A 15,830-nucleotide genomic window follows, 5' to 3' on the forward strand; every position below is an offset into this window, starting at 1 on the left:
ACTTCAATCGCCACTTGGCATTGCTGGGCGAGTACGGCTTCAACCACCCCAGCCCAAGCTGTCGAACACAATTCCTATTTCGGGTAGCCTTCACATCTGGTCCGTCACGGCCGACCCAAAGTTCCAATACTTCGCGACGGATCGGGTTGGGGCCTACGTCATTGGCGGTGGAGGCTTCTATCGGACGAGCGACAACTCTGATGGAGACACCGGCGAGGCAAACGATGCCGGGGGAGTCAACTTCGGTACAGGCATAGCTTTGAAGGTGTCCGATAACAGCGACGCCAAGTTCTATGCGGAAGGCCCGTTATACATGGATCGATAACAAGCCCACCCCGCACACCACTTATATTCCGCTTACGATGGGGATTCGCTGGTAACGGTGGCGGGTTCTACCTGTGGCTTGATTACAATCAGGGGCTATGGGTAATTCTCCAATTCTTGTAACGCGATGGGGATTCGTGCGTGCCGTCTTCTCCCGGAGAAATGGCATCCAAATCCACGATGCGCGTTATTTCAAAGGGAGAGTTACCTCTGGCTCCAAATCCTCGCCGCATAGAGATGCCTGTGACCCAACTTGCCCCGATGGAACGCCGTCGCGCCGGCTGGTTTACGGCGCTGCTCTTGATGATCAATTTCGTCGGCGATGGCTGGTCCGGGCGCCCGATTGGAGTGGCGCATCAGCTCTTCCTGCTACCGTTTACGGCCGGCTTCCTGGTCTTGCTTTGGCGCTTTCTCCATGGTTCGGAGAGTAAAACGGCCTGGTGGTCTACGGAGCGGGCTCTTCAATTGGCATTGTTCTTTGAGATCCTGGCTGGCCTGCTCTTTCTCTATGAGTGCCACCACTTTGCGCCGCTAGGCTATCGGCTGCATCCGTTCGCGGTGCTTGCGGTCTTCATCCCTCTGCTGATCCTTCTCACAGTTTTAATGGTGAAGCCCCGCGCACAGGGCGGTTTGATTTTTGGTGCCGTGCTTGCGGCGTATATCGCAGGAGTTCTGCTGGCAATCACCAGCTTTCCTTTGAACTACCTCCGCTCGGATATGCTGCCTGTCATCCAGTGGGCAGATACAAACCTGCTGCATCACCTCAGCCCCTACGCGACGATGTACGTAGGCGATCGCATCTACAACTTCCCTTATCTTCCGGGAATGCTCGTGGCGTTCTTCCCGTTCGTTGCGGCCCATCTCGATATTCGTTTCGGGTCGATTGCCTACGTTGTGGGCAGTGCTGTGCTCGTCTTCTGGGCCGCGAAGGTTGAACGGCGACGCGAGGTGGCGGCACTCCTTGGACTCTTTTTGTTGTGCCCGTTTCTGCAGTATCGCCACGAGCTTTACCTGCAGCCGCATTGGTTTACGCTCGTCGCGATCTTTGTCCTCATGCAGCGCCGCCACTTTGCCTGGGCAGCGTTTGTCTTCGGCGTCAGCATGGCGATCTACCAGTTCAGTTGGATTCTCTTTCCATTCTTCCTGCTTAACGCGTTCCGTCGTCGTGGCTGGTTGGAGTCGGCCAAACTTACAGGAGTGGGAGCGCTTGGAGCACTGGCTGTCGCCGGGCCATTTTTGGACTCGGCGACTCGGCGTATCGCCAACAACACGGTTGGGCAGTGGGGGCTGATGCCTCATGCCGAGGCCATGCCTATCAACCTGTCGTATTGGGTGACGTACCTGATTCGGCCCGACAAGCTGCTGAGGTTGCAGGCGGTCCTGATGATCGCGATCTTCCTCTACTGCGTCATCCGCAAAGGCTGCGCGACTCTCGAGGACACGTTGCGGTGGAGCATCGTCGCGCTGACTGTTTTTGTCCTGCTCAATGTGCTGGTCGACGGCTACTTCTATCTCATGCTGCTGGTCCCCATGCTTCTCTACACCTGTGTTGCTAATGGCTGGTGGCGTGAAGCCGAGGGTAGCTACGACAAGATTTGATGCGATGGCTACAAACAGTGAGAGCCCCAGGACCTTGAGATCCTGGGGCTCTCATTGTGAAAGAACCCTACAACTATATGGAAACTGCTCCCAGGTCAGAACCCCGGCGAAGGCGGTGCAGGAGCTGCCGGTGGCTGGGGTGGTGTTGTGGGAGCACGCAGCGACTTCGGAGTTTTGGGTGCCTTGGGCGCCTTGGGACCTGTCGAAAGTACGGTGACTCCGGGGGCAGTGACCGTAATGCGAGGCGGGATAGGTGCAGTGGGCGGCAGGGGAGCGACGGTGGTTTTGCTAATGGTCACGTCTCCGTCGCTGGTGTTGATCTTTACCTGGGGACCGCCATGGCCCACCGTCTTCAGCAGCATATTAACTTCTTCCTTCTCCATTGGGGCCAACCCAAAATCGTTTTCGATATCGCCATTTTTCGTCTGGGCGTTCAGCTCAAATCCAGCGTTTGCCGGAACTCCGACGCTCACCGAACCATGCTGATTCGTAATGGTGATCTGTCCCAGGGGAGAGGTGTTGGTGATATCGACCGAACCATCGCGGTTGGTAATCTGCACGTTGCCTTGCACGCGGTCCAGGGTGATATTGCGTTCCCGGGTGTTCAGCACGACGGGGCCAAGAATCTGATCGGCCTGTAGCTCCGGTCCGGTTGCTACCTCGAACTCGCCGTCAAGCCGTGCGGCCTGGAACTGGGTGCGGCTGGTCTGGAAGCTGATCGCTCCGTTGATGTGCTCCAGGTGGGTCGTCCCGAAGAAGTCTCCGCGCAGAGTTACCGGGCCCGTGATATCGGTGGCCGTAATGTCGCCGGCGCGTCCTTCGACGGTGACGATTCCGTTGACGCTGTGTGCCGATACGCTCTCATCGTCGTCGTTGACATGGGTCTGAACGGCGCCGTTAATTCCATTCAGATCGACCTGCCCGTGATTGGCGGTGAGGGTCACATTGGCGTGGATATCCGACACCTCCACATCGCCGCGCCCCGCCGTGATGGAGAGCATGGTGTTGTGTGGGACATCGACTGTCAGGTCGGCCTGTCCGCCCGCTACATCCGGCACTTCCAGAAGGACATTGGCTCCGTCAGGCTTCAGTGTAGGTTGCAGTTGAGATTCTTTCTTCTCGGCGTCGCTATCGCTCCACGCATAGGCCTGCTTGTGGACGTTCACATGGACCTGTCCATCGTCGCTGGTGCCTGTCACTGTTACGTCGCCGTGCGGGCAGTGAATGGTAAGCATTCCGCCGGAGGGGATGGTGCCTGTCACCGAGTCGTCTGCATCATGCCGATCGCCGAAGGCATGGTCCCAGTTGGTGAAGCCATGTCCCAGGGCGCGCTCTTTCCACTCCATGCCACGCTTGGTGGCCCGCGAGCAGGCGCCGACGATCGCGAGGATCACCAGGAGCGTGATGACACCGCCGCCGAGCGCGCGGGTTCCGCGTACCGGGCCGCTGCTGTGTTGCGCCTGGTATTGATCCAGCGCCCACTCGGCGAGCAGGATCAGGCCGGCGCCGATCATTACAAACGGCCAGTATCCGGCGTACCAGTCCAGCGCATGCGCCCAGGAGAGTCGACCGGTCTGGACGAGCAGGAACACAATGCCGACGGCCAGGATCACCAGGGGCCCAACGATCGATCCGCGGCGCTGGGCACGCATCTGCAGGCGGGTCTGAGTGCGCTGCATCCGGGCCTGGGCGCGTTGGAGGCGGGCCTGCTGCTTCATGGCACGCTGCTGAGCCTTCCAGTCGTTGCGGTTATAGGGCGGCGGATACGGCGGCAGGCCGGAAGGAGGAGGCGGATAGGAGCTCATTTTACTGTCCACCCTTTGTCGAGTCGTCCGTTGCGGGCCAGTGTGGCACGCGGGGTTCCGTTACAGGAGTTGCGTAGCCGGAGGTCTGCGGGGTTCCGGGAATGAAACTGGAAACAGGAGGGACGTAGGACGGACGGCCGACAGAGCGTTCCAACAGCAGGAGTGCACCGAAGGTAATGACCAGGATCGGCCACGTCTGCCCGAACGTCCATACATGGGCTGCCTGCAGGGCAAAGAGGATGGCAAGAGTCATCAGCATGACCGGACCGCGCAGCATGCAGACGAACTGAGCGCTTGCCAGGCCGCTGCCGGTCAGGCGGTTGACGCCACCCAGCCAGCCCAGGCGGCGGACGAAGGCCCAGATAGAGAGGCCTGCGAGCAGCACAGGGAACAGCCAGCGGCCACTGATATGGAAGAAGGAAGAGTCGATGTTGGCCAGCAGAAAGACCAGGCCAAGAGCGATCAGCCAGATGGCCCCTGTCGGGAATCGCCGCGCAGGGGCGACTGGAGGGGCGGCGACGTCGGGCGTGTCTGTACCTGTGCCAGTACCGGTATACGTTTGCGCGTACGGCGGAGCTGCGGCGAAGCCGGTGTCCCTATAGGCTTGCTGGCGAATGGCTTCTGCCGTAGCTTCGGCTGTCGCCGCCTGCTGTGCGGCTGCGTCTGCTCCAAACTGCGTAGGGGGGACATAGCCTGCCCAGGAGGGAGGCGTGCTGGGCGACGAGGCGGCGGGCTGACCGGGTGTCCAGCTTGTGACCGGAGTGGCTGGCGGACGTGTGGCGCTTCCAGGCCAGTTCTTGCCGAAGCCCATGCGATCGCCGATGTCATTGAACCCAAAGGCATTGGGCAGGGGCGTGCCCTCGATGCGTGCCTTGGCCGTGTGATAGGCCTCAAACGCCTGATAGAAGACCCAGCCCGCTACGAAGAGTCCGAAGATACCGTTGACGCTATCGGCCAGAGAGACCAGCACCACGAAGACGATCAGGTGGACGATGCCCTTGGCGAACTGTCCGTTGTACATGGCGCCAACACCGGGGATCAGTCCCAGGAGCCATGCCAGCAGAGGGCTGGGTTCGCTGGGAAGGGGGCTCACTGGAGGAGGAACTGCCGTGCCTGGGCCCTGGGATGGGGCCTGGGTTGGATTTTGGGTGGTTGCTGAACCCGTGGCTTGAGGTGAGCCTGAGAGGCGCGCCTCAAGGCAGGATTCGCAGAAGATGCCCGAGCCTACGACTCGTACTGTCTCGCGGGTCAGGGGACGACCGCAATCCTGGCAGAAGCCTACCCGTTCGTTGTTCTGGCTCTCGTTTGTTGTCTCGTCAGGTTTGTCGAACATGGCTAGGCTCCTTTCTCGAATGTTGCATAGCGGATCCTGGGGCGTTGCAGGCTGCTTGTGCCCTGGGGTACATCCTGTTTCGGTTTGTTTTCGGGAGCCTGTTGGTTGGAGTCCGGTGTCTTGTCGCTGGACCTGTGCGTTCTATCCAGGGTGCCAGGGGTCTGCGTGTCGTCCTGAGTATCGTTGCCGAACTCACTGTTGCGCAGATCATTGACGCGTGACTCCACCTGATACACCACGCGCAGATTCTGGAAGGAGCGTGCCGCCGAAGCTCCGGCATCCGCCACGGTTCGGCGCAGGGATGAAGGCCGCAGGCTATCGGCACGCAGGTCGCTCAACCGGACGCCGGTCATATTCAGCGTCAGGGCGATCGAAAAGAAGGCCATGGCCGCGGTCATCGCCAGCCGGGGCTGGAAGCTTGCGCTGCCATTCTCAAAGGAGAAGAGATCGGCCAACTTGCGCCGGAAGGCCAGGAACCTGCCGCCGGTCTGGGCTGCGGTACGGGGAGGCCAGGCTTGCAGGGGCTCCTCGTAGTAAGGCGTGATTGCCGGGCTGGGAGCCAAGACAGGGGCCAGGTCAGGAGCCGGGGAGGCCGCGGCCGCTTGAGCCGCTCCTGTCGTCTCTGCCAGGATCCTTTGCAGGAGGGCGGCGGGTGGCTCAGGGGTGTGGCCCTTGAGCATCGCCATCCATGCGGCTCCGCGCTGCGCCTCGGCCAGTTCTTCGGCACAGGCTGTGCAGCCCGCCAGGTGCTTGTCGAATGCCCGCTGTTCGGCCTCGTTGAGCGTGCCGTCCACTGCGTCCGGGCACATCGCCTCACACACGGCGCACGCCATCGGTTTGCTGTTGTCAAACTCATCGAATTGGCCCATGTTTGCCACCCTACATCACCTGCCCTTCTATACGTTTCAAAAGCTTAGCGAGTTCACTGCGTCCGCGGCTAATGCGACTCTTTACCGTGCCCTGCGGAACGCCGAGAATCTCTGCAATTTCCTTGTAATCCATATCTTCGAGGTCGCGCAAAATTACTGCCTCGCGCAGGTCCGGCGACACCTGCGCCAAGGCCTGCTGAATCTGAGCCCGAAGTTCCAACCCGGCCATATGATGCTCCTGCCCGGGTCGCGTGTCAGCCAGCTTCTCCGCTTTGGAGGGCCCGTCCTCTTCGCCGTCATACGTCTCGTCCAGCGAGTCGCTGACGCGGTCCATCCGCGAGCGGCGATAGCTGTCGACGAGCAGATTGCGTGTCAGCGTCGTCAGCCAGGTTGTAAAGCCACCTTTGGTAGGGTCGAAGCTGGCGAGGTTTTTGAACATCTTCAGGAAGACTTCCTGCGTCATGTCCTCGGCCTCGGTTGCCGACCCGGTGAAACGATAACAAATTCCGTAGATCCTGCGATGCTGCCCGGTCGCTAATTTTTCCCAGGCGTCGGCGTCGCCCTGCAGACACCGTACCGTCAACTCGGCCAGCCTGGCCTGTTCTGCTGCTGCCGCGGCGCGTTGCTCCTGCACTTGCGGAAGCGGTTCCCGCTGCGGGTCTGGATCCTGGGGGGGCAGTCGCGCTTCCGTCATAGGTATCTCTTGCAAAGGCAAATGCTCCGGCCGGGAATTGCGCCCGGATGGGGGTGTCAGCGGCTCGCGCCGCAGAATTCGCGCCCCCAGCAGAATTCGGCTGTCTTGTTCGAAGATCGCCGGAATCGTCGCCGTTGCCATGTGAAGTGATACGCAACACCTGTCGCTATGGTTCCCCTTAACAGCAGAAAATAGCGAACAGGAACAGAAAACAGCGAAAGGAGGGGTGCAACCAGCTTATAACTGTTTTCTGTTCACCGCTTTACTGTTTTTTAGTTTTTTATGACCCCGCAGGCGATGCGATTTCCGGAGTTTCCGCTGGGATCGGTCTTCATATCGTCGGCCTTCTCGTGGACGACGATGGAGGTGCCGCCATTGGCGAAGAGCGAGTTCGGAGCGGCCGGATCGAGCGAGATCGTGGTCACGACGAAGGTCGCGGTGCCGGTGTGGTCTTCGCCGACCGACACGTTCTGCGGCAGGTCGCCGTTGTGGTGGCCCATCGGGTTGTCGAAGCCGTGCTTCTTGCCGTCCGGATTGAAGTGGCCGCCAGCACTCTTGAAGTCCGGACCTTCGCAGGAGGCGGTCTGGTGGATATGGACGCCATGAGGTCCGAAGGGCAGGTTTTTCAGGTCGATCTTGACCTTCACACCCTTCTTCGACGTCTTGAAGGTGGCTGTGCCGGCGTCTTCGCCGGTGGATGTTTTGATTGGAACTTTAATCTCTTTGGGCCCCTGGGCCGTAGCTACCGATAGTCCTGCCACTAACCCACAAACCGCCAGCATTTTAAAACGCATTGCACAGCCTCCAGTCAGAAGTACCGACAGAATACGCCTTATCGAGGAGACAAAGATAAACGCTGTAAAGTTCTGCCGCCAGTCCTGAGTGTGTTTTACCGACGGGTTATCCACTGCGCCGGCTCTTCGTGGCGATTACGATAATCCAAAGCGTTTACTCCAATCGATTGACGAGGCCTCCGCCAGCCCATGCAAACACAGCCTCCCGGCGTGCTCGAAGTCATTACCGGCCCCATGTTCTCCGGCAAGAGCGAGGAACTGATCCGCCGCCTCAAGCGGGCGCGCATCGCTCGCCAGCGCGTAGCCTGCTACAAACCGGACATCGACCTGCGCTATCACCGCACCGCGATCGCCTCGCACAGCGCGCAGACCCACGAGGCTACGACCGTCGCCACCGTTGAGCGGTTGCGCGAGGACCTGTATCCGCAGCTCTCGGAGGTAGAGGTCGTGGGGATCGACGAGGTGCAGTTCTTCGACGACGGGATTATTCCCCTGGCCGTCGAGCTGATCGCCATGGGCAAGCGTGTTCTGATGGCCGGTCTCGATACGACCTTTGCGGCGGAGCCCTTTGGACCGGTCCCCAACCTGATGGCCATTGCGGACAAGGTTACGAAGCTCTCGGCTGTCTGCATGGTTTGCGGGGCGTCGGCGATCCATACGCAGAGGCTGGGGCAGAGCCAGGAGCTGGTCGTCGTCGGGGCAGCAGGTCTGTACGAGGCACGCTGCCGCGCGCACTTCTCGCCCTTTACCGATGAGCTCGGGTCGGAGCAGTTGGAGCTGCCGGCGGTTGGGTAGTGGTTGTTTGTTTTGCCGGTGTTCTGGTGTCATCAACTGCTATTCGAGATGAAGATTGAGCCGTGCAAATAGCTTCTTGTGGCACGAATCGGAAGGGCCTGGCTTCAGCCAGGCCGTAGAGGTGGGGCGCACATCTCTTCCACTCTGCCGAAGGCTGGAGCGAAGGCGTAGCCGTAGCGAATGAATTGCTTTCCTCGGTATCGTCAAGACTGTATGGGGTTCACCAAGGGCGCATCCGTGCCTGGGGTGGCTTGTTCGCCACTGCAAAAGAAGGCAATTCAGTCGTTGCGCCCTGCGGGCTTCACTCGGGCCTTCGGCAGAGAGGTATGGTCTTTGGCCTGCTATTCACGGCATGGCTGAAGCTATGCCCTTCCAATTCTTGCCTCAATCAACAAATTGAAGCCCCCGCATTCGTGGCAGCACGAATGCGGGGGTCCTTCGGCTACGCCTCAGGATGACGGCGAAAAACGAGCAACGGCAGTGTGTGTTTTAGCTCTTGATGAAGGCCAGTAGATCGGCGTTGATCTCGTCGGCGTGTGTGGTGCACATGCCGTGCGGATAACCGGGGTAGACCTTCAGCGTGGCGTTCTTCACGATCTTTGCGGACAGAAGGCCGGCCGCGCCGATGGGCACAATCTGATCGTCATCGCCGTGCAAAACCAGCGTGGGGATGTCGATCTTCTTGAGGTCTTCGGTGAAGTCGGTTTCGGAGAAGGCCTTGATCGTGTCGTACTGGCTCTTGTGCGAGCCGAGCATGCCCTGCAGCCAGAAGCTGTCCTGCACGCCTTCCGAGATCTTGGCGCCCTCGCGGTTGTAGCCATAGAAGGGCAGCGTCAGGTCCTTGTAGAACTGCGACCGATCTGCCGCGACGCCTGCGCGAAGTCCGTCGAAGACCGCGATCGGAAGGCCGCCGGGGTTCTGGGCTGTCTTGAGCATCAGCGGAGGCACCGCGCCGATCAGCACGGCCTTCGCGACGCGCTTGCTGCCGTGACGGCCCAGGTAGCGCGCTACCTCACCGCCACCGGTCGAGTGGCCCACCATCACGGCGTCCTTCAGGTCGAGCGCTTCGAACAGCTCCGCCAGATCGTCGGCGTAGGTGTCCATCTCGTTGCCGTCCCAGGGCTGGCTGGAGCGGCCGTTGCCGCGCCGGTCGTGGGCGATGACACGATAGCCCTGCTGGCCGAGGAAGAGCATCTGTGCGTCCCAGGCGTCTGCGGTCAGCGGCCAGCCGTGCGAGAACACGATGGGCTGACCTGTGCCCCAGTCTTTGTAGTAGAGAGTGTTTCCATCTTTGAGGGTGAGGATGCTCATTGAAAAATCTCCTTTGGTGCGGTGAGAGATGTTCGTGGGGAGGAGCGCTTATGGAGGTGGCTGTAAGCGTAGTTTGGGTATGCCCATACTAGCTCGCGGTTCTGTGTGTCTGTATGAAGTTACAGACAAGGCTTACCCTTTGCGCATCAACCGCACCAGCGGCAGCAATGCCACGCAGGCTGCGAGGCTTACCAGGGCGTCGGTGCGCAGCTCCCCTCGCAGACCGCCGTGGCCGTAGGCCCAGCCGTCGAGCGCGCCCATGTAGCTGATAGGCAGGGCCGTTGCCGAGGTCAACAGGCCGAACTGCGTTGCCGCCAGAGGGTTGTTGCGTCCGATGGTATCGAAGGTAATGGCCACAGCAGTCGAAAAAGAAAGTGCCTGGAAGATGTTCTCTCCCAGGATGGCCGTGGCAAAGGTTGCCGGGGCATGGGGGAGCGCCAGCAGGCTCAGGGTAAAGAGCGCGCCTGCGATGCCGACCACAAAGTACAGCGGCAGAATCCGTATCTTCTTCGCCAGCAGAGGCAGCATCAGGCAGCCGAACGCGCCGGCCAGCATGAGCATGAGCGCGCTGATGCGGCTCACAAACTGAGGGCTGGCGTGGAAGTCCTGGCCTATGCCGCCGAGGTTGTTGGTCATGGCGAACGATCCTGTCGGCAGCAGGAACAAGGGCAGCGCCACCAGGACCTCGCGGCGTTTAAAGAGGGTCAGCAGCTCTCGCCCGAAGGCTCCAAAGCTTGCCGCGAGCCGCTTGGCCTGGGTGAGGTTTTCGAGAGGCACCGGCATCCAGAGGAAGATCACGGCGGGCAATGCGACCAGCGTGCCCAACAGAGGCGCTATAGCAGAGGGGGGCAGTACACGGGAGAGCTCGCCGGGAAGGACGGCCATCAGGGCATAGCCCAGATAGCTTCCCACCTGGGTCCAGGCGCTGAGCTGGGCCTCGTCTTCGCGGCGTACGATCGTTCCGAGCCAGCCGCCGAGCGCATTGGAGCTCAGCATGGCCGAGGCGTAGCCGATGATCAGCAGCGTCTCCAGCGTCCGCATGTGGTGCTGTGACAGGATGGCGACGGCCATGATGGCCCCCGCGAGGATTGCGAACAGGGTCGCGTACCACCGCCGCGAGAACCGGACATCGAGCAGGGGGCCCAGGGCAAAGCCCCAGAACCCCGGCGAGAGACACGCCGCGACGATCGCTGTGATGTAGCCCTCGGGCACACCCTGTGCGGCGAGCATCTGGGGCAGCGGCACGAGCAGAAATCCGCCGAACAGGCCAAGCGTCATGTTCGACATGCCCATCAACCACAGAGGGGCATATCGTCTTGGCTGCTGGGTGATATCGGCCATGCGTCGAGCTTACAGACTTTATTCGCTGGCCAACGGCTGCCACAGCTCCAGGCGGTTGCCATCGCAGTCTTTGATCCAGGCGAAGCGACCGTAAGAGTGATCTTCGCGCTTCGGATCGATCCAGACTCCGGCTGCGGAGAGTGCTGTGATCAGGGCGTCGAGATCGTCGACACGATAGTTGATCATCGCGGCCTGCTGGCCTTCGCCGAAGTACTGCGTGTCCACTGGGAACGCGGACCAGGCCGTCATGCCCGTGCCTGCGGGAACTTCGTCGCTCCATTGAAAGGCTGTGCCGTTGAAATCGCTGAGGTGCACGCCCAGGTTCTCGGCGTACCACTTTGCCAGTGCTTTGGGATCGCGTGAGCGGAGGAAGACGCCGCCAATACCGGTAACTCGTGCCATTTCGTTAGCCTATTCTTTCTACGCGTACCGCCGTGCCGTAGGCCAGCACTTCGTTTACGCCCTGCATGATCTCGTTGGCATCGTAGCGCGTGGAGACGATGGCGTTTGCGCCACGTTCGGCGGCGTGAACCATCATTCGATGAAAGGCATCCGCGCGGGTTCTCTCGCAGAGCTCGGTGTAGAGCGTGATGTCTCCGCCGATGATGGTCTGCAGGCTTGCTCCAATGGTTCCAAACACGGACCGCGAGCGTACGACGATGCCTCGCACCACGCCAAAGTTTTCGACGATGCGATAGCCCGGCAGCTCCAGCGCTGTCGTCACCATGGATTCGGAGAAGGGAAGCGGTTGGTTCGGTGCGGCCATGTTCGGTTACCTCTCGGGAGAGTCAGTGTAGGGTTACTGGGCCAGCGCCGCAACCAGATTTGTGACAGCGCCTGAGTCGATAGTCTGCGCCGCTACTGTTACTCCCTCGCGAATATCGTTGACTCGGCCTGCGGCAACCAGCACGGCTGCGGCGTTCAGCAGCACGACGTCGCGATGTGGCCCCGGTGCGCCACTGAAGATCGTCCTCAGAATCAGGGCGTTCGCGGCTGCGTCGCCGCCTTCAAGGGCGCTCAGGGGGGCTCGCCGCAGCCCAAAGTCTTCGGGGGTGACGACGTACTGCCGGACCTCGCCGTAGAGCACCTCGGCTACTTCGCTGGGACCGCTGAGGGCCAGCTCGTCCAGCCCGCCATCGCCGTGCACGACAAAGGCGTGCTGAATGCCGAGCATCGTCATGGCTTCTGCAACCAGCGGAACCAGCCGGGCCGAGTAGACTCCCATGACCTGCCGTCGGGCGCCTGCGGGATTGAGCAAGGGGCCGAGCACATGCAGCACCGTGCGCACGCCCATGGCTCGCCGGACGGGCATGACGGCCTTCATGGCGGGGTGGTGCGAGGGGGCCAGCAGAAAGCAGAATCCGTGCTGTCGAAGGGCGTTGGCGGCCTCTTCGGGCGCGAGGGTGGTTGGGATGTCCAGGGCATCGAGCACGTCGGCTGAGCCGCAGCGTGAGGTAATGGCGCGATTGCCGTGCTTGGCGACCTTTGCGCCTGCTGCCGCTGCTACCAGGGCGGCGGCGGTAGAGATGTTGAAGCTGCCGCTGGCATCGCCGCCGGTGCCGCAGGTATCGACCAGCGAGGCTTGCTCGGCTGCGGTGAGCGGAAGGGTAGTTGCCACCGCGCGCATGGCAGAGGCGAAGCCCGCGACTTCTTCGGCGGTCTCGCCGCGACCGGCTAGAGCGCCGAGCAGGGCGGCGATTTCGACGTCGGTGGCCTCGCCGTCGAGGATGCGTTGCATCAGGATCAGGGCTTCGCCGCGCGAGAGGGTCTCGCGCGCTTCGACGATGCGCCGCAGTTCGTGTTGAATCGACATGACTTTCTGAGCCTACCAAAAGCAGCTAGTGTGTTGAGCCATTCGTTCGTTGAAGAACCAGCGTTACCCCACAGCGCGAAGCGCAAACCGTGACGCTTCAGCGTCGCGGGGCGGAGGGAGCCGTAGCCTTTAGGCTACGGAATAGGGGGCAGGCGAGAATCGGGCTTAAGCCCCGGGCCTTTTGTTCGCAGCCGAAAGAAGGCCCGGGCCTAAAGGCCACATTTTTGCTAGGCCTGAATTCCGTAGCCTAACGGCTACGGCTCCCTCCGTCTTCCTGATGCTGAAGCATCAGGGAACGCGCTCCGCGCTGTACTGAACAGACCAGCCTCCGGTCGAGATGACAATGTTAGTGAGGCGTGAATAACGGTGTTTTTTACTCGCGATTGTTGCTTTTCGCGCGGCGGCTCCGATAATCGTCGCACTGGTTTGCTCCGCGTTTCCGGCACTCGCTACTATGATTGGGTCTGCCAAGCAGCGAATGGTTGCATTCTGGAGCGCACATGAAGATCCACGAGTACCAGGCCAAAGAGATCCTCCGGAAGTACGGCGTCGCCGTACCCAATGGAGAGATGGCCACCACGATCGAAGAGGCCGATGCGGCCGCCAAGCAGCTTTTCTCCGCCGGTAACGCGGTTGTCGTCGTCAAGGCGCAGATCCACGCGGGTGGGCGCGGCAAGGGCGGCGGCGTCAAGCTGGCGCGCTCGCTTGAAGAGGCTGCCGGGTACTCGAAGAGCATCCTTGGCATGCAGCTTGTGACGCACCAGACCAGCCCCGCCGGACAGAAGGTGCAGCGGTTGCTGGTCGAGGCCGGTTCGGCCATCGCTCGCGAGCTGTATCTCGGACTGGTGCTCGACCGCGCTTCATCGAAGGTCGTGTTCATGGCGTCGCAGGCGGGCGGCATGGAGATCGAAGAGGTCGCGCACGAGAATCCCGACGCCATCTTCAAGGAGTACGTCAATCCGGCCATCGGCCTGCAGCCCTACCAGGCCCGCGCGCTGGCGTTCAAGCTCGGCCTTGAGCCTGCACAGATCGGCGAGGCGGTAAGGTTCATGCTCGGCCTCTACAAGGCCTTCATTGAGACCGATTCGACGCTGATGGAGATCAACCCCTTCATCACGACCAAGGACGGCAAGCTCCTCGCACTCGACTGCAAGATCAACTTCGACGACAACGCGATGTTCCGCCACAAGGATCTGAAGGAGCTGCGCGACCTGAGCGAGGAAGATCCGCTCGAAGTCGAAGCCAGCAAGCACGCGCTCAACTACATCAAGCTCGACGGCAACATCGCGTGCATGGTGAACGGCGCAGGCCTCGCGATGGCGACGATGGACATCATTCAGTACGCCGGTGGCTCGGCTGCGAACTTCCTCGATGTCGGCGGCGGTGCGAACCAGGAGCAGATTGAAAATGCCTTCGGCATCCTTCTCTCTGATCCCAACGTAAAAGCAATCTTCATCAACATCTTCGGCGGCATCCTGCGCGTCGACGTGCTGGCGACAGCCGTTGTTGCCGCAGCCAAGAAGTTGAATGTGCAGCTTCCGATCATCCTTCGGCTTGAAGGAACCAATGTAGAAGAGGGCCGCAAGATCCTTGCTGAGTCCGGTCTGAAGTTTGAAGTCGGCGCAACGATGAAGGAAGCTGCTGATTTGGCCGTTGCCGCAGCGAAGGGAGTCAACTAATGTCAGTTCTCGTCGATAAAAATACGCGGTTGATCGTGCAGGGTATTACCGGTCGTGAAGGTACGTTTCACGCCAAAGGCTGCGCGGAGTATGGCACGAAGGTTGTGGGCGGTGTAACTCCCGGCAAGGGTGGTACGACTCACGAGGGCTGGCCTGTCTTCAATACCGTTGAAGAAGCGGTGAAGGAGACCGGTGCGAATGCTACGGTGATCTTCGTTCCGCCACCGGCTGCTGCGGACGGAATTCTCGAAGCTACGGCTGCGGGTGTTCCACTGGTGGTTTGCATCACCGAAGGCATTCCGGTTCTCGACATGGTGAGGGTCTGGGAGGTTGTGAAGACCTCGAAGTCGCGACTCATCGGGCCGAACTGCCCGGGCGTGATCTCGCCGGGTAAGGCCAAGATCGGCATCATGCCCGGCCGTATTCACAAAGAGGGTTCGGTCGGCATCGTTTCGAAGTCCGGCACGCTGACCTATGAGGCGGTGTACCAGCTCACGCAGCGTGGCATCGGCCAGTCAACGGCCATCGGCATTGGCGGCGATCCCATCATCGGGACGACCCACATCGATGCGCTGCGGCTGTTGAATGACGACCCTGAAACCGAAGCCATCATCATGATCGGCGAAATCGGCGGCTCGGCTGAAGAGGCCGCCGCTGAGTTCATCAAGCAGCACGTGAAGAAGCCGGTCGTTGGCTTCATCGCGGGCCAGACAGCGCCTCCGGGACGCCGCATGGGACACGCCGGGGCGATTATCTCCGGTGGTGAAGGCACGGCCGCGAGCAAGATGGCAGCCATGTCCGCGGCCGGGATCACCGTGGTGAAGAGCCCGGCGGAGATCGGCGACGCGATGGCGAGGTTGCTGGGCAAGGCTTAGTTCGCCGCAAACAGGAAAACACCAGCCGGGTGGCTCGTTCTTATCGCGTCTTGCGAAAGGGCGGGTCATCCGGCTGTAACGCGTGTCCAGTTACACTGGTAGAGCAGTCAAAACTAAGGAGAATCAAGTGTCACAGCGCACCTTCAGCATCATCAAGCCGGACGCCGTCCGCAAAGGCGACACCGCCGCTATCCTCGCCGAGATCAGCAAGGCCGGCTTCAAGCTTCTCGCTATCAAGAAGATCGTCCTCACCAAGAAGCAGGCAGAAGGCTTCTACTACGTGCATGCCGAGCGTCCCTTCTTCGGCGAACTCACCGACTTCATGAGCTCCGGCGTGATCTACCCGATGGTCCTCGAGAAGGACAACGCCATCGCCGACTTCCGCAAGCTCATGGGCGCGACCAATCCGGCGCAGGCTGAGGAAGGCACCATCCGCAAGCAGTTTGCTTCTTCGATCGGCGAGAACGCGATCCATGGTTCCGATGCCGAAGAGACCGCGGCGTTTGAGATCGGCTACTTCTTCGCAGGTTACGAGCTCAAGTAAGCGATTCGCATTACGACAAAAGGCCTGCGGGAGATGTCTCCTGCAGGCCTTTTG

General features: G+C 60.9%; 15 protein-coding genes. 5 read left to right on the forward strand and 10 right to left on the reverse strand.

Translation table 11 applies throughout. The features are described from left to right. Nucleotides 1-486: 486 nt before the first annotated feature. A complete protein-coding gene (locus HDF15_RS17100; protein WP_184257675.1) occupies nucleotides 487-1,923 on the forward strand; it encodes a hypothetical protein in 1,437 nt (478 codons plus the stop codon). A 95-nt stretch (nucleotides 1,924-2,018) separates the two neighbouring features. Here the strand turns inward: HDF15_RS17100 and HDF15_RS17105 are convergent, their stop codons facing one another. From HDF15_RS17105 to HDF15_RS17125, 5 genes are all read right to left on the reverse strand, one after another. Continuing rightward, nucleotides 2,019-3,728 (reverse strand): DUF4097 family beta strand repeat-containing protein, encoded by a 1,710-nt coding sequence (locus HDF15_RS17105; RefSeq protein ID WP_184257677.1) that lies wholly within the window; start codon nucleotides 3,726-3,728, stop codon nucleotides 2,019-2,021. 1 nt (nucleotide 3,729) lies between these two features. Continuing rightward, on the reverse strand, nucleotides 3,730-5,061 hold the full coding sequence (locus HDF15_RS17110; RefSeq protein ID WP_184257679.1) for a hypothetical protein: 1,332 nt from the start codon (nucleotides 5,059-5,061) through the stop codon (nucleotides 3,730-3,732). A gap of 2 nt (nucleotides 5,062-5,063) precedes the next feature. Beyond that, entirely contained in the window at nucleotides 5,064-5,930 is an 867-nt protein-coding gene (locus HDF15_RS17115) for an anti-sigma factor (RefSeq protein ID WP_260331163.1), read from the reverse strand. Between the two features lie 10 nt (nucleotides 5,931-5,940). Then, nucleotides 5,941-6,765 (reverse strand): RNA polymerase sigma factor, encoded by an 825-nt coding sequence (locus HDF15_RS17120; protein WP_184257683.1) that lies wholly within the window; start codon nucleotides 6,763-6,765, stop codon nucleotides 5,941-5,943. A 131-nt stretch (nucleotides 6,766-6,896) separates the two neighbouring features. Beyond that, nucleotides 6,897-7,418 carry a superoxide dismutase family protein gene (locus tag HDF15_RS17125; RefSeq protein ID WP_184257685.1) on the reverse strand — a complete coding sequence of 174 codons (522 nt, stop codon included), beginning with the start codon at nucleotides 7,416-7,418 and terminating at the stop codon, nucleotides 6,897-6,899. A gap of 189 nt (nucleotides 7,419-7,607) precedes the next feature. Here HDF15_RS17125 and HDF15_RS17130 point away from each other — a divergent pair, with 189 nt between their 5' ends. After that, complete coding sequence (locus tag HDF15_RS17130) at nucleotides 7,608-8,213, forward strand: thymidine kinase (RefSeq protein WP_184257687.1); 606 nt, start codon at nucleotides 7,608-7,610, stop codon at nucleotides 8,211-8,213. Nucleotides 8,214-8,702: 489 nt separating this feature from the next. Here HDF15_RS17130 and HDF15_RS17135 read toward each other — a convergent pair whose 3' ends face one another. From HDF15_RS17135 to trpD, 5 genes are all read right to left on the reverse strand, one after another. Continuing rightward, complete coding sequence (locus tag HDF15_RS17135) at nucleotides 8,703-9,524, reverse strand: alpha/beta fold hydrolase (protein ID WP_184257689.1); 822 nt, start codon at nucleotides 9,522-9,524, stop codon at nucleotides 8,703-8,705. A gap of 132 nt (nucleotides 9,525-9,656) precedes the next feature. Further along, on the reverse strand, nucleotides 9,657-10,865 hold the full coding sequence (locus HDF15_RS17140) for an MFS transporter (RefSeq protein WP_184257691.1): 1,209 nt from the start codon (nucleotides 10,863-10,865) through the stop codon (nucleotides 9,657-9,659). An 18-nt stretch (nucleotides 10,866-10,883) separates the two neighbouring features. Further along, nucleotides 10,884-11,267, reverse strand: coding sequence for a VOC family protein (locus tag HDF15_RS17145; RefSeq protein WP_184257693.1), 384 nt, complete (start codon nucleotides 11,265-11,267; stop codon nucleotides 10,884-10,886). A gap of 4 nt (nucleotides 11,268-11,271) precedes the next feature. After that, a complete protein-coding gene (locus tag HDF15_RS17150) occupies nucleotides 11,272-11,631 on the reverse strand; it encodes a YbjQ family protein (RefSeq protein WP_014263853.1) in 360 nt (119 codons plus the stop codon). A gap of 33 nt (nucleotides 11,632-11,664) precedes the next feature. Continuing rightward, nucleotides 11,665-12,678, reverse strand: a complete 1,014-nt coding sequence (gene trpD, locus HDF15_RS17155) for an anthranilate phosphoribosyltransferase (RefSeq protein ID WP_184257695.1) — start codon at nucleotides 12,676-12,678, stop codon at nucleotides 11,665-11,667. 500 nt (nucleotides 12,679-13,178) lie between these two features. Between trpD and sucC the strand changes: the two genes are divergently transcribed. The 3 genes from sucC (at nucleotide 13,179) to ndk (ending at nucleotide 15,776) form a co-directional block, all read left to right on the forward strand. After that, nucleotides 13,179-14,357, forward strand: coding sequence for an ADP-forming succinate--CoA ligase subunit beta (sucC, locus tag HDF15_RS17160; protein ID WP_184257697.1), 1,179 nt, complete (start codon nucleotides 13,179-13,181; stop codon nucleotides 14,355-14,357). Then, complete coding sequence (gene sucD / locus HDF15_RS17165) at nucleotides 14,357-15,232, forward strand: succinate--CoA ligase subunit alpha (protein ID WP_184257699.1); 876 nt, start codon at nucleotides 14,357-14,359, stop codon at nucleotides 15,230-15,232. The genes sucC and sucD overlap by 1 nt, the downstream gene beginning before the upstream one ends. A 127-nt stretch (nucleotides 15,233-15,359) precedes the next feature. Continuing rightward, nucleotides 15,360-15,776, forward strand: coding sequence for a nucleoside-diphosphate kinase (gene ndk, locus HDF15_RS17170; RefSeq protein ID WP_014263857.1), 417 nt, complete (start codon nucleotides 15,360-15,362; stop codon nucleotides 15,774-15,776). Nucleotides 15,777-15,830 lie beyond the last annotated feature (54 nt).

Origin of the sequence: Granulicella mallensis (genome assembly GCF_014203225.1) — a bacterium.
GTDB classification, from domain to species: domain Bacteria; phylum Acidobacteriota; class Terriglobia; order Terriglobales; family Acidobacteriaceae; genus Granulicella; species Granulicella mallensis_A.

What these genes read in the sequence shown, in the direction of transcription:
- HDF15_RS17100 (WP_184257675.1), top strand. Translation starts at nt 487, where the DNA reads ATGGCATCCAAATCCACGATGCGCGTTATTTCAAAGGGAGAGTTACCT.
- HDF15_RS17105 (WP_184257677.1), bottom strand. Translation starts at nt 3,728, where the DNA reads ATGAGCTCCTATCCGCCTCCTCCTTCCGGCCTGCCGCCGTATCCGCCG.
- HDF15_RS17110 (WP_184257679.1), bottom strand. Translation starts at nt 5,061, where the DNA reads ATGTTCGACAAACCTGACGAGACAACAAACGAGAGCCAGAACAACGAA.
- HDF15_RS17115 (WP_260331163.1), bottom strand. Translation starts at nt 5,930, where the DNA reads ATGGGCCAATTCGATGAGTTTGACAACAGCAAACCGATGGCGTGCGCC.
- HDF15_RS17120 (WP_184257683.1), bottom strand. Translation starts at nt 6,765, where the DNA reads ATGGCAACGGCGACGATTCCGGCGATCTTCGAACAAGACAGCCGAATT.
- HDF15_RS17125 (WP_184257685.1), bottom strand. Translation starts at nt 7,418, where the DNA reads ATGCGTTTTAAAATGCTGGCGGTTTGTGGGTTAGTGGCAGGACTATCG.
- HDF15_RS17130 (WP_184257687.1), top strand. Translation starts at nt 7,608, where the DNA reads ATGCAAACACAGCCTCCCGGCGTGCTCGAAGTCATTACCGGCCCCATG.
- HDF15_RS17135 (WP_184257689.1), bottom strand. Translation starts at nt 9,524, where the DNA reads ATGAGCATCCTCACCCTCAAAGATGGAAACACTCTCTACTACAAAGAC.
- HDF15_RS17140 (WP_184257691.1), bottom strand. Translation starts at nt 10,865, where the DNA reads ATGGCCGATATCACCCAGCAGCCAAGACGATATGCCCCTCTGTGGTTG.
- HDF15_RS17145 (WP_184257693.1), bottom strand. Translation starts at nt 11,267, where the DNA reads ATGGCACGAGTTACCGGTATTGGCGGCGTCTTCCTCCGCTCACGCGAT.
- HDF15_RS17150 (WP_014263853.1), bottom strand. Translation starts at nt 11,631, where the DNA reads ATGGCCGCACCGAACCAACCGCTTCCCTTCTCCGAATCCATGGTGACG.
- trpD (WP_184257695.1), bottom strand. Translation starts at nt 12,678, where the DNA reads ATGTCGATTCAACACGAACTGCGGCGCATCGTCGAAGCGCGCGAGACC.
- sucC (WP_184257697.1), top strand. Translation starts at nt 13,179, where the DNA reads ATGAAGATCCACGAGTACCAGGCCAAAGAGATCCTCCGGAAGTACGGC.
- sucD (WP_184257699.1), top strand. Translation starts at nt 14,357, where the DNA reads ATGTCAGTTCTCGTCGATAAAAATACGCGGTTGATCGTGCAGGGTATT.